This window comes from Anaerotruncus sp. AF02-27 (assembly GCF_003465835.1).
GTDB classification, from domain to species: domain Bacteria; phylum Bacillota; class Clostridia; order Oscillospirales; family Ruminococcaceae; genus Anaerotruncus; species Anaerotruncus rubiinfantis.
This window is the reverse complement of record NZ_QSBX01000014.1, coordinates 38,442-51,697: the sequence shown is the minus strand read 5'-3', so window position 1 is coordinate 51,697 and position 13,256 is coordinate 38,442. Positions and strand designations below refer to the sequence as shown.

Below are 13,256 nucleotides of genomic sequence, written 5' to 3'. Positions count from 1 at the left end.
ACCCCCCCCCCGCCGTATCCCGCTATATCCAAAGCCCATTTATAGGACAGTTTCCTCCTCTTCGATCTCGTTTTCCTCCTCTTGTTGCGGTGTCTGGGGACCTGGAGAAAGGTGGGCCAGATTATAGATCCTGACAATTGCCGCCAGCATCACCAGTGCATTGATCAGATTGTTCAGCTGCAAGCGCTCCCCTTCAACAGGATCGTCCACCGGATTTTCCAGCGCTTCGCCCGAAAGTCCCAGAAAAAAGGATGACGCGCTCAGAATCATTACCGCCGCAGTGATCTCAAATGGAAAGAGATCGCGCTCCGCAAGCGGGTCTTCCTCCCCATTGATCGCCGCAAGGACCCGCTCTTTTTGCATAAACACCGTAAAATAATTCACCAGGACCGCCGCGACCACAAGCCCCATATAATCCAGCGCCTGGGAGACGGTTTCATACTGCTGTTTCAATACATCCAAACCGGCCGCCGCTCCGGTATTCTCCGTGGTTTCCATCCTTTCACCCCTTTTCCCCAGAATATGAAAAACCAGTGCCCTTCGACAGACCGAAAAAACAAACCGGCGCCCGGCATCTCTGCCGGGCGTCGGTTGCAATTGGGTTATTCCATATACCCGCCCTTCATGGGAGAAACCGCGTGCTCGGAAAAAATCTTCAGCACGCCGTGTTTATATTTCGATTCGCGGGGTTTCCATGCCGCTCTGCGCTGGGCCAGAACCTGCTCAACCGCATCCGGCTCCATCCGCTCCCCACCTACGCCAACGACGGCCAGCCGCCGGTTCGGGATATCGATTTCGATGAGATCGCCCTCCTCCACCAGCGCGATCGGGCCGCCGTCCGCAGCTTCAGGCGATACATGCCCAATCATCGGGCCTTTCGACGCGCCCGAAAACCGGCCGTCGGTGATGAGGGCGATCGAAGCCGACAGCTTGGGATCGGAGGAGATCGCTTCCCCGGTGTAGAACATCTCCGGCATGCCGGAACCCTTCGGGCCTTCATAGCGGATAAAGACCGCGTCGCCTGGCAGAATCCGGTGATGAAGCACCGCATCGATGGCCTCCTCTTCGGAGTCGAATGGCCGCGCGCGCAGCACCGCGCGGAACATCTCCTTCGGGCAGGCGGTGTGTTTGATCTCCGCGCCCTCCGGCGCAAGGTTCCCCTTCAAAATCGCGATGCTTCCATCGGTGCCGATCGCAGTATCGAAGGTGCGGATAATGTCGGTGCGCCCGCAGCCGGTCTTTGCGAGCAGCTCGTCGCAGCGCTCATAGAAACCGTTCTGTTTGAGCTCTTCCAGATTTTCACCGAGTGTTTTGCCTGTGACAGTCATCACGTCGAGATGGAGCATCGATTTGATCTCCTCCATCACCCGCGGCACACCGCCCGCATAATAGAAATATTCAGCGGGCCAGCGGCCGGCCGGCCGGATGTCGAGCAGATAGTGGGCGCCGCGGTGCATCCGGTCGAAGGTGTCCGCATCAATTTCGATACCGAATTCGTGCGCTGCAGCCGGGATATGCAAAAGCGAGTTGGAGGAACCCGAAATGGCCGCGTGCACCATGATCGCGTTTTCAAAGGACTGGAGCGTGACCATGTCGCGGGGGCGCAGTCCCAGTTTGGCAAGCGCAACCGCCTGTTTTCCCGCGCGCACCGCGACCTCATTCAGATCCTCGCAGGTGGCGGGCATCAGCGCGCTGCCGGGCAGCATCAACCCGAGCGCTTCCGCCATGACCTGCATGGTCGAGGCGGTGCCCATAAAGGAGCAGGCCCCGCAGGAAGGACAGGCATGGTGTTTATAATAGGTGAGCTGTTCGGCGGTGATCTCGCCGCGTTCGTACATGGCGCTGTACTTTCCGATCTGCTCGAGGGTGAGCAGATCCGGACCCGCCTCCATAACACCGCCAGTGACGATGATCGACGGGATATTGATCCGTCCGACCGCCATCAGATGGGACGGGACCGCCTTGTCGCAGCTTGAGATGAACACACCCGCGTCAAAAGGCGTGGCGTTTGCATGGATCTCAATGAGGTTGCAGATGGTATCCCGTGAGGCAAGCGAATAGTTGATGCCGTCGTGGCCCTGGGCCATGCCGTCGCAGATATCAGTCGCAAAATAACGCGCCGCGCGGCCGCCCGCGGCCGCCACGCCCACGGCCGCGCTGTCGACAAACCGCAGCAGGTGCGCGCTGCCCGGGTGGCTGTCTCCAAAGGTGCTTTCCACCATGATCTGTGGTTTTTCAAGATCTTCAACCGTCCATCCCATGCCTATGCGCAGCGGATCCATCTCCGGCGCGAGCTTTCGGATTTCCTGACTGGTCATGTTCGCATCGACTCCGTCTCTTTTCAAAATTTTGCTTCCTGTTTTTCATTATAAAAGGGTCGTTTCCTTCTGTAAAGCGGCAAGCGCCCGATCAAATATCCCCGCCGCCTCGACGGTATCCGCCAGCGGCATGATTTCGCTTTCCATCTTCCCGGCGCGGATACACTGCGCCGCATGTTCAATCTGGAATTCGAAGCCGGACGGCGTGGGCGAAAGAAAAACGTCCGCAGGTTCCTGCAATTCGTAAGCCGAGCTCGGCGCCATCGGTTCGGTGAAAAGCTCCGCTTTCTGGGCATAATGGAACCACGGAGCGATCCGGATATAGCCTTTATCGCCGCAGAGATAGGCCTCGTTGCGCGCATGGAAGGTAACCGCGCATTTTACTTCCCCCACCAGCCCGTCCGCATAGGAAAGATGCAGGAACGCCGCACCGTCCACACCGGTGCCGGAGGGCACCAGCGTCGTCCGAATGCCGGAAAGTTCCCTGTTTTTGGCGAACAGCTGGACAAATTCAATCCCATAGACCCCCAGATCGTACAGCGCGCCGCCGCCGAGCGCCGGGTCATACAGGCGTGGATAGCCCTCCTGGGGGCGGCACGCGCAAAGCGACGCGCTCACCGCACGCAGACTGCCGATACGGCCCTGCCGCACCCAGCCGAGCGCGGCGTTCGTCGCGGGCAAAAAACGGCTCCACATCGCCTCCATCAGGAAAACGCCCTTTTCACGCGCGGCCCGTGCGAGTTCCTTTGCTTCGCGGGCAGTCATCGCCAGCGGCTTTTCGCACAGCACATGCTTACCCGCCGCGATGCTGCGCATGCAGCAATCGTAATGCGCCTGGTTGGTGACGGCGATATATACCGCGTCGACCTGTGGGTCCGCGAGCAGCGCATCATATCCCGCGCAGACGCGCGGGATATGATATTTTTCTGCAAACGCCTCGGCTTTTGCCGGGCTGCGTGAGGCAACCGCGGTAAGCTTTGCGTTTTTTACCAGCCCCATCTGGAAGGTTCCAGCGAATTTTTCCGCGATGCCTCCCGGCCCAATGATCCCAAACCGGCACTGTTCCATTTCAGCAGCTCCTTTCAAATTCCAGTTCCCCCGCAGCGCGTTTTTGAAAAGCAGGCAAGGCCGATACAAGACGCTGCTCGCACCGGCCCTGACTGTGATTCGACAGGGGGAATACCCCCATATAGAAAAGGAAGAAAGAAAACTTAATAAATCGTCGCGCCTTTATGGGTCGGGGAGCACATCTTTTTATAGAGGGAAAGCCAGCCCATACTGTCTTTTTCAAGCGGCTTCCAACCTTCGAACCGGCGGGCGATCTCCTCGTCGGAGATTTCCACATTCATGGTGCGGTTCGGGATATCGATCGAGATCATATCGCCGTTTTTGATGATGGCCAGGTTCCCGCCGGAATACGCTTCCGGGGAAAGGTAGCCGATCGCCAGGCCGCGGGTCGCTCCGGAGAAGCGGCCGTCAGTGATGAGCGCGACATCCTCATCCAGTTTTTTGCCGCAGACAGCCGCCATGAAGGTCTCCAGATGCGGCATACCCGGCGAGCCCTTCGGGCCTTCATAGCGGATAACCACCACGTCGCCCGCTACAATCTCATCGTTTAAGAGCGCCTGCCAGCCCTCCATTTCGGACTCGTAAACCTTGGCCGGACCGCGGAATTTGAGCGCGTGCTCCTTGACGGCGGAGAATTTCACAATCGCGCCTTCGCTGGCAATATTGCCGCGAAGCACCGCGATGCCGCCCTTTTCCGCGATCGGATTGCTCACCGGATGAATCACATCGGGATCATGGTTTTCCACGCCCTCCAGCAGATCGGAAAGCTTCCCGCAGACGCCTTCGGTCGAGGTGTCGATGAGTCCCGCCTTGTCGAGCTCCTTGAGCACCGTCAGGATGCCGCCCGCGCGGTCGAAATCGGGCATCGAATAGGTCGGATGGCTCGGATAGATGGTGGAAATCAGCGGGATCTGATTGCTGAGCTGGTCGAACAGGTCGTATTCGATGTCGATACCGGCCTGTTTGGCCACTGCTGGCATATGCAGCACGCTGTTCGTGGAACCGCCGATCGCCATGATGTATTTGATGGCGTTGATGTAATTTTCGCGCGTGATGTGGTCACGGGGCTTCCAGTCGGCAATGGTGAGCTCGACAATCTTTTTGCCCGCCTCCTTCGCCATCTGGCGCCACTCATCCGAGCAGGCCGCCACATTGGCGTTGCCCGGCAGCGAAAGCCCAAGCACTTCGGCAAAGGCACACATCGTGTTGGCGGTGCCCATGAAGGGGCAGGCGCCGGTGGTCGGGCAGGCATTTCGCACAATGCCTTTGTAATCCTCTTTGCTCATCAGCCCGCCGATGTATGCGGCATAGGCCTGTTTGGTATGCGTCAGGGTGATCATCTTGTCCTTATAGTGGCCGGGCTGCATATAGCCGCCCGTGAAGATAAGCGACGGGATATTGAGCCGGTTCGCGGCCATCATCATGCCGGGGACAACCTTGTCACAGCTGCCAAGCATGATCATGCCGTCAAGCATATTGCCCTCCACCTGGCTTTCAATTTCAGAGGAGACCAGATCACGGCTGGGCAGGGTGTAACGGTCGCCCGCGGTGTTCGAACAGATGCCGTCGCAGATGCCGGTCACCGGGACCTCGATGGGGAAGCCGCCCGCGTCGCGGATGGCCTCCTTGATATCGTCGATCACGAGCTTAAAATGATAATGGCCGGGATTGAGCTCGTTCCAGGCATTTACGATTGCAATCTGGGGCTTATACATCATCTCTTCTTCCACGCCCATGGCGAAGAAGAGCGCGTTGCGGTGGTCAATCGCCTCTTCAGAAAAACTTTGTGAACGCATGGAAAATTCCTTCCTTCTTCTTTAGATTTTATCGGACAATCCCTTTGCGCAGGATGAGGTTCGCAAACCGCGCGGTCTCGCCGGTGGCGACCACTGCGAAAGCGCGGCCCGCCCGGTCGTAAAAGTCCCAGCGGTCAAGCTGTTCAAACTGCACGGGTTTCTCATGGAACTCATCCAACAGGGCCTTATATTCCCCCTGGATATTGCCGGTGTAGTCGCTGTCGGCCGGAATACGCATCACAACCGCCGGCGTGTCGGTTGCATAATCGATCGGAAAATATTCCAGCACCGCCCGCAAAAGCTCCTGGATTCCGACGCCCGGATAGCGCACCAGGCGCTGGGCATGGCTGACGGCGGGAAAGTTCCGGTCGGAAAAGACGATTTCATCGGTGTGCCCCATCTCCATCAGGATCTTCATCAGCTCCGGCGTGATCAGGGGGTTGATCTTTTTCAGCATAAGCGCACCCCTTTCCTAGGACACAAAGAGATTCGGCAGGAACATCACCAGCGGCTCGCAATAGGTGATGAGCATCAGTACCACAAGCATAGCCAGGAAGAATGGAATAAAGGCTTTTACCACACTTGCGATCGAACATTTCGCAATGCCGCAGGAAACGAACAGGCAGACGCCAACCGGCGGAGTGAACAGCCCGATGGCCAGGTTGACAACCATGATAACGCCGAAATGCACCGGAGAAATTCCGAGTTGGGTGACGATCGGCAGCAGGATTGGGGTGAAGATGATGACAGCGGGGCTCAGGTCAAGCCAGGTACCCACAAAGAGCAGCAGAAGGTTCACCAGCAGGAGGATCAGGAAGCGGTTGGTGGTGATGCCGGTGAGCCAGCCGCCAATCATGGCCGGAACGCCCTGCTGCGCAAACAGCCATGCCAGCGAGGAAGCGGTCGCGATCATCAGGGCTACCTGGCCGGTGGTGCGCGCCACTTCGGAAAGGATCTGCGGGATATCCCGGAAGAACAGCTCCTTATAAAGAACGCGGCCGATAATGAACGAATAGAGCGCCGCGATGCCGGCCGCTTCGGTCGGGGTGAAGAAACCGCCCACGATGCCGCCGAGGATGATGATGACAGTGAGCATGGCGGGGATTCCCTTAATGATGATCCAGACCGCCTCTTTGAAGGAAACCCGTTCGTCACGGGGATAATTGCGCTTTTTCGCGTAATAGGCGGACACGATCATCAGAGCGATGCCGACCAGGATTCCCGGGATGATGCCGCCCATAAAGAGGCTTCCGATCGACGCGCCCGCAGCCACGCCGTAGACGACCATTGGGATCGACGGCGGAATCATGACGCCGATGGTGGAAGAAGTCGCGGTGACCGCGACCGAAAAGTCGGTGTCGTAGCCTTTTTCCACCATGGCGGGAATCAGGATGCCGCCGATGGAGGAGGTGTCGGACGCCGCGGAACCGGTGATGCCCGCGAAAAGCATGCTGGCCACGATGTTGATATAGCAAGCCCGCCCTTCATGAAGCCGACCATCACCTTGGAGACATTGATCAGGTCGCGGGTGATGCCGCCCAGCGCCATGAACCGTCCGGTGAGGATGAACAGCGGGACTGCAATCAGGGTGAAAGTGTCCATGCCGGTGAACATACGCTGCACCATAACCATCATCGGCACATCATTGGTCACAAGGATCCCGCCGATGGTCGCCAGGCCGGTACAGATTGCGATTGGGACGTTGAAGACCATGAGACCGATCATGATGGCAAATACAACCAATGCGATCATAAAAAGCAACCTTTCTTTCTAAATCTATCAGTGCCCGTCGGGGCAGTTGCAAAGCGGGGCCTCAGGCCGCCGCGCTCTTTCCTTCTTTAATATGATGGTATAGCATATCAACGCCGAGGATCGCATATAAAAGCCCGGAAATCGGCAGGGCCATATATACATAGACCATCGGCATGCGCATAACCGGCGATTTCTGGATCGAAACGATCTCCAGCAGCATGGTGCCGAAAAAGGCAACAAACGCGCCGAAAACAATCACCAGTGCGTAGACAAAGATACGGTTATAAAATTTCACTTTCGGCGACATCTTACTTTCAAAGTAATCGATGCCAAGATGCATATTGTGGCGCAGAGTCATAACGCTGCCCAAAAAGCAGAACCAGATAAAGCTGAACCGCGCGAGCTCGTCCGTCCAGGAGAACGGCACTTTCAAAAGCAGGCGGGTGCCGATCTGGCAAAGGATGCTGATGGTCATGACAATCCCCACGATGCGCACGAGGTTATCTACAACCAGGTCATAAAGGATATGGATCATTTTTTTCATACAAGATATCCCCCGTCTATCGAATCAATTGTAATCGGATCAATTGGAAGGGCGCGGCGCGCTTTTGCGCCGCGCCCTTTTGAAAAATGGTCGTGGAATTTTCAGTTTATTACTGATTGCAAAGGATTTATTTCAGGAACGCGTCGATGATCTCGCCGCCGATTTCATCGCGGTATTCGTCGTACAGCGGTTTTACTTTCTCAATGAAGGAGGTTTTGTCCGGGCACTCGTTGACTTCCATGCCAAGGCCCTTGAGTTCTTCGATGGCCGCGGATTCACTGTCGGCATCCAGCTTGGTGGCGATAGCGCCCGCTTCCACACCGGCGTCCAGAACGATCTTCTGGAGGTCTTCAGGAAGCTTATTAAAGAATTTCGCATCGATCGTGATGACGTTCGGGGTGATGAAGTGCTCGGTCAGCGAGAGGTAGTTGGTAACTTCATATTCCTTCTGCGTGATGATCAGCGGAACCGAGTTTTCCGCGCCGTCGACCACCTTGGTCTGCAGAGCCATGTAGCGTTCGCTGGCGGCCAGCGGGACCGGGACAGCGCCCAGCAGCTCAAAGGTCTTGGTCATGACCGGGCTTTCCATGATGCGGATCTTCATGCCCGCAAAATCATCCGCCGTGACGACTGGGTTTTTGGAGTTGTAGAGGCTGCGCGGGCTGCGGATCATCCAACCGATGATCTTGATGCCGGTTTTCTCTTCAAGGGACTGAACCAGGGTGTCGTTGAGGCCGTCATCCAGAACCTGACGGAGGTGGTCGGTGCTCTTGGAGATATACGGCAGGTCGAATACCATGAACTTGGGATCAAAGCCGGAAAGAACCGCGGTATTGATCTCAGCGGCCTGGATGCTGCCCATCTGCATGCCTTCGATGTAGTCGCGGTGCGCGCCGAGCTGGCCGCTGTGGTAGATTTCCACGGCGATCCGGCCGTTCGAACGCTCCTCGACCATCTTCTCAAACTCGAAGAAGGCGATGACACAGTTATCTTCCGGGTTTGAAGGGGTTGCCATCTTGATGGTAAATTCCGCTTCAGCGGCCGGAGCATCGGCAGCCGGTTCGGAAGCGTCCGCCGCGGGCTGACTGGCCGGAGCGGAAGCCGCGGGCGCAGCAGAAGAGGAAGGTGCCGGTGTGCTGCCACCGCAGGCGGCGAGGGAGCCGATCAGAGCCACGGATAAAGCAAGCGCTAATACCTTTTTAACCATTTTCATTTGTCTCCTCCTAGATTTGTTTGGTTTTAGACTGGTTTGGTTTTTCAGCCTACAGGTCCGCAATATCCACACCATTTTACAACATATTGCAAATCTGTTGTTAAAAGCATAGCATACTGTTATTTTAATTACAACCTAATTTTTGCATTAAAAATGAAATTTGTTCATTTTATATTTAAATTTTATTAATTTATTGGTTAAATTACCGGGTTTTCTGCCGAAAATAAAATTTCTTTCCTTCTTTTTTAAGAAGCACTTGACATTTATGTGCAATGGATTTAAGATAGATGTTACAAACATGTACCAAACATGATCTGTATTAAAATGATAATATTTATAAACGAGGAGGACAAATTATGTGGGAAATGATTCAAAACCGCCGTGTGATTTTTGGCGAAGGCAAAGTCGGTGAGATCGGTGAGATCCTCTCCTGGTATGGTCTGCGGAAGGCCTTCTTTGCAATTTACGACAAAAACGCACCCGTCTACCAGTCGATCTGCGCCGACCTGGACGCACATGGGATCGCCCATGTTGCTTACGACGCCATCAAAGGCGAACCCGACCTGCATGTGATCAACAACGGGCGTGACCTGTATGTCGAAAGCGGCTGCGACTGCACCCTTGCGGTGGGCGGCGGCAGTGTTATCGACACCGCAAAGGCGATCGGCATGATGAGCACCAACGGCGGGCTTGTGGAACAGTACCAGATGGAAGGCCGCCCGGTCACCAAGCTGCCGCCTTTCTATATCGCGGTACCCACCACCGCCGGCACCGGCGCCGAGGCCACCAAGGTGGCGGTCGTTTCCAACAACTATAATGGACTTAAAAAGAGCCTCTATCACACCACCATGATCGCCGACGTCACCATCCTCGACCCGTCGCTCACAGTGGGGCTCGGCGCCAAGGCCACCGCCGCTACCGGGATGGACGCGCTGAGCCACGCGATCGAAAGCTATGTTTCGCTCAACGCCAACCCGGTCACCGAGATCTATGGGCTGCGTGCGATGGAACTGGCGGCCAAGGCGCTGCCTGTCGCCTGCACCGAGCCCGGCAACCTGCAGGCGCGCGGTGACATGCTTGTCGCCAGCTATTTCGGCGGCGTGGCGATCAGCGCGGGCATCGGCATCGCGCACATCATGGCACAGCCGGTCGGCGCAATGTACAAAATCCCGCACGGCGACGCCTGCTCGATCTTCCTGCCGCTCGCCATGGAATTCAACATCGATCACGCCACCCGCAAATACGCCGATGTGGCCCGCGCGCTCGGCGTGGAGAAGATCGGCGCCAGCGATATGGACAACGCAAAACGCGCCATCGAAGAGGTCAGGCGCATCCGCAGCCTGGTGGGCGCGCCTGACACCCTCGCCCCCTATCTGCACGGCGAAAAGCCCGATCTCGATTTCGTGGTTGACACGGTAAAGAAAACCACCGGGCACATCACCTGCAATCCACGGCCGGTCGACGCGCAGGTCTATCGCGATATTTTTGAAAAAGCGATGTAAGCAGCCGCCCAGGAGATTGACTTTATGGCGCATCCCGCGTTATAATGTAATGTAATTGGATTGTAACCAAACCAAGCGGAAACAAATAGTTTAGGCGGTTTAAGTGATGTCTGGAAAAAGATATTTATACGAGCAGGTTTACGATAGCCTGAAGGAAAAAATCGAATCGGGCGCATATGGCTGCGGAGATCTTCTGCCTTCCGAGCGGGAGATCGGAGAAACGTTTAATGTGGACCGTACCACCGTGCGCCAGGCGCTAAAAATGATGGTTGCCGACGGCCTGGTGGAAAAGCAGGCGGGTGTGGGCACCCGTGTGGTACAGCAGGCCCCGCCCGCGCATAAACCATCCCCCAGCCGGATGCTGGCTTTCTTCCTGCCCACTTCCACCAAGAAAAGCGATCGGATCACCGAACCGTTTTACGCTACCTTGTTCTATAATCTGGAAAAGGAGTGTAAAAACCACAACTACACGCTGGTCTACTCCACGCTGGACAGCAACGACGACTTTCCAGCGATCCTTCAGGGGAACAATTACGCGGGAATCTTCTTCACCAGCAATGTGGACCGCCGTTTTATCGATTACGCATTGTCGGCCGGCATCCCGTCGGTGCTCCTCAACGACTATTACCCGCCGTTGATGTCGGTGGTTCCGGACAATTTCTACGGGATGATCTCCGCCTGTGAGCATCTGCTCTCGCTGGGCCACCGCCGGTTCGCACTGATTAAAGGCATCAGCTCCTACCTGTCCACCGCGGAGCGCTACTCCGCCTGTGTTGTTGCTTTCCAGCGGGCAGGGCTCGATATTGAAAACATGTATTCGGAGGAAACCACCTGGGAATCCGGCAGCGGCTATACGGCCGCCCGGAACATCCTTGAGAAAGCCGCCGGCGATCTGCCCACCGCGATCATCGCCTTCAACGACAGCCTCGCAATGGCCGCGCTGCAGGCAGTGCATGAAAAAGGGCTGCGGGTCCCGGAGGACATCAGTGTCGTGGGGTTTGACGACATTGAGCAGGTCAAGCACACCTATCCCCCGCTCACGACCGTGAGCCAGAATATCCCGCTGTTTGCCAAGACAGCTCTGCACAACCTGCTCACCCAGCTGGATAACCCTTCGGACGTCTACAAAGTGCGGGTTATCATCCCCAGCACACTGGTGGTGCGCAATTCAACCGGCGTCCCAAATGCCAGCCGCCCGCCCCTGCAATTACCGAAAAAGGCCGCCAGAGCTTGATGCTCTGGCGGCCTTGCCGCATCTGTAGATTATTTTGAAAACTCCCCGGCCATCTTCAGGGCAGCCTTCATGCCCGTTGCTAGGAAATAGGTGTCGATGCCCAGCGCAATGAAGGTGAACCCCTTCTCCAGATAGGAGGACACCGATTCACACGTGGGGGTGACAATATGAATCCCCGCGGCTTTGCCGGCTTTTTTGCAGGCCGCGACGACCTGGTCACAGGCGCCGGTCACCAATGGATCGCCCGTCTGGCCAGGAATGCCATAGGAGCCGCTCATATCGTACGGACCAATGAACACTCCGTCCACACCCGGCACAGCCAGGATTTCATCGATGTTCTCCACGGCTTTTTTGCTCTCGATCATCACGATGACAGCCACCTCGTCATTGATGCGGGCGACATACTCGTCGAAATCCTCCCCCCAGTTGTTGGCCCGGCAGAAGGCGAATCCCCGAACCCCTTCAGGCGGATACTTCGCGGCGGCGACCGCTTTCGCTGCTTCCTCCGCCGTTTCAATCAGCGGAACAATCACGCCGGAAGCGCCCATATCCAGCGTCTGGCGGATCGCCAGCGTATCGTTGGAGCGGACGCGCGCCATCGGGGCGGTATTCTGGCCAAGGCCGCGGAAAAGTTCGATGGTCTGTGCGTTGGTGGTTTCGGTGTGTTCGATATCAGCCGCCACCCAGTCAAATCCCTGGCGCGCCATCATTTCGGCAATGTCGGCGCTGGGAATCTGAATCCAGCTGCCGATGCAAACCTCGTTGTTCTGCAGTTTTTTCCGGATGCTTCTCATGACTACTCCTCTTTCCGCTGATATTTATGAGTTCTGGTTTAAATAAGACTGCCACATGCCGCAGCAGATTTCCATTGTACGCATGGCGGTGTCCAGCGTGCTCGAACAGTTTCCCCTGCCGAGCAGGTCGTCCACGATGTCCTGCACCTGCGGCGCGCCGACATAGCGCTCCTCCGGCACGCAAATCTCCCGCGTGCCGCTTTCATTTTCCAGGATCGTGGGGCTGGAATTGTCCGCGTAGTGAAAGCGGATAAGCCCTTTGTCCCCGCAGATCTCCACCTCGTCCTGAGGCTTCCAGGCAGCGTAATCCCACAGCCCGCTGATGAGCACCCCCTCCTGTCCGCGCAGGATAATCGAAGCGAGATCCTCAGCCGGATAGGCGTCGGTGAGCCGGTCGGCGCAAACCTGCCAGCAGGTGAGCGGCCCAACCAGAAAATCCATCAGGTCGATCAGATGGACGTCACCCTCAAAAAAGATTCCGCCGCCGCTGTAAGCGGGATCATATTTCCAGTTGCGTTTTCCGGTCTTTGGGTCCGGCAGCACCGCCCGCTGCGAACGAAAGATCCGGATACACCGCACCCGGCCGATTTCACCTGCCAGCAGCAGCTCCCGTATCCGCTTAAAGCGCCCCATCCCCCGGCGGTAATGGGCCACAAAACACCTTGTCCTGCTTTTTCGGAAAGCCTCCTGGATCTCCGCGGCCTCCCGCATATTCATGGCGATCGGTTTTTCCAGATAGCAATGCTTGCCCGACTCGGCCGCGAGCAGCGCATACTGTTTGTGGCTGTCCGGTGTGGTAGCCACATACAGGATGTCAATTTCCGGGTCGCGGGCCAGCGCGGCGGCATTCTCATATACCCGCCCATGCCCGTGGCGGTCCGCCCATGCCTGCGCCCGCGAAAGGGTACGACTGGTGATCCCCACCAGCCGGGAATCCCGGGCGAGATACAGTCCCGGCCCGGTTTTGGTCTCAGTTACCTCCCCGCAGCCGATCATGCCCCAGTTTACCGTTTGCATCCACATCCCTCATTTCTG

11 protein-coding genes and 1 pseudogene are annotated in these 13,256 nt (G+C 56.9%); 2 read left to right on the top strand and 10 right to left on the bottom strand.

The genetic code is table 11. The features are described from left to right. Positions 1–39: 39 nt before the first annotated feature. From DWV16_RS11690 to DWV16_RS11655, 8 genes and pseudogenes are all read right to left on the bottom strand, one after another. The gene (locus DWV16_RS11690; protein ID WP_118479387.1) at positions 40–498 is read right to left on the bottom strand and encodes a hypothetical protein; all 459 of its coding nucleotides are present in this window, start codon (positions 496–498) and stop codon (positions 40–42) included. A gap of 104 nt (positions 499–602) precedes the next feature. Beyond that, on the bottom strand, positions 603–2,318 hold the full coding sequence (gene ilvD / locus DWV16_RS11685) for a dihydroxy-acid dehydratase (protein ID WP_118479419.1): 1,716 nt from the start codon (positions 2,316–2,318) through the stop codon (positions 603–605). A 48-nt stretch (positions 2,319–2,366) separates the two neighbouring features. Next, complete coding sequence (locus tag DWV16_RS11680) at positions 2,367–3,386, bottom strand: Gfo/Idh/MocA family protein (protein WP_118479385.1); 1,020 nt, start codon at positions 3,384–3,386, stop codon at positions 2,367–2,369. 143 nt (positions 3,387–3,529) lie between these two features. Next, on the bottom strand, positions 3,530–5,182 hold the full coding sequence (locus DWV16_RS11675; RefSeq protein WP_118479383.1) for a dihydroxy-acid dehydratase: 1,653 nt from the start codon (positions 5,180–5,182) through the stop codon (positions 3,530–3,532). Positions 5,183–5,210: 28 nt separating this feature from the next. After that, positions 5,211–5,639: an RbsD/FucU family protein gene (locus DWV16_RS11670; RefSeq protein WP_066458058.1), complete on the bottom strand. Its 429-nt coding sequence runs from the start codon at positions 5,637–5,639 to the stop codon at positions 5,211–5,213. Positions 5,640–5,654: 15 nt separating this feature from the next. Beyond that, positions 5,655–6,895, bottom strand: a pseudogene (locus tag DWV16_RS11665) (TRAP transporter large permease). 100 nt (positions 6,896–6,995) lie between these two features. Next, positions 6,996–7,478: a TRAP transporter small permease gene (locus DWV16_RS11660; RefSeq protein WP_066458054.1), complete on the bottom strand. Its 483-nt coding sequence runs from the start codon at positions 7,476–7,478 to the stop codon at positions 6,996–6,998. 127 nt (positions 7,479–7,605) lie between these two features. Further along, entirely contained in the window at positions 7,606–8,691 is a 1,086-nt protein-coding gene (locus tag DWV16_RS11655; RefSeq protein ID WP_066458051.1) for a TRAP transporter substrate-binding protein, read from the bottom strand. 356 nt (positions 8,692–9,047) lie between these two features. Here DWV16_RS11655 and DWV16_RS11650 point away from each other — a divergent pair, with 356 nt between their 5' ends. Both DWV16_RS11650 and DWV16_RS11645 read left to right on the top strand, forming a co-directional pair. Then, positions 9,048–10,193, top strand: a complete 1,146-nt coding sequence (locus DWV16_RS11650) for an iron-containing alcohol dehydrogenase (RefSeq protein ID WP_066458048.1) — start codon at positions 9,048–9,050, stop codon at positions 10,191–10,193. Positions 10,194–10,299: 106 nt separating this feature from the next. Beyond that, positions 10,300–11,427: a GntR family transcriptional regulator gene (locus tag DWV16_RS11645; RefSeq protein ID WP_066458045.1), complete on the top strand. Its 1,128-nt coding sequence runs from the start codon at positions 10,300–10,302 to the stop codon at positions 11,425–11,427. Between the two features lie 29 nt (positions 11,428–11,456). Here DWV16_RS11645 and DWV16_RS11640 read toward each other — a convergent pair whose 3' ends face one another. Next, the gene (locus tag DWV16_RS11640) at positions 11,457–12,221 is read right to left on the bottom strand and encodes an HpcH/HpaI aldolase/citrate lyase family protein (RefSeq protein WP_066458041.1); all 765 of its coding nucleotides are present in this window, start codon (positions 12,219–12,221) and stop codon (positions 11,457–11,459) included. Positions 12,222–12,245: 24 nt separating this feature from the next. Continuing rightward, positions 12,246–13,238, bottom strand: coding sequence for a Gfo/Idh/MocA family protein (locus DWV16_RS11635; protein ID WP_066458037.1), 993 nt, complete (start codon positions 13,236–13,238; stop codon positions 12,246–12,248). Between the last annotated feature and the right edge of the window lie 18 nt (positions 13,239–13,256).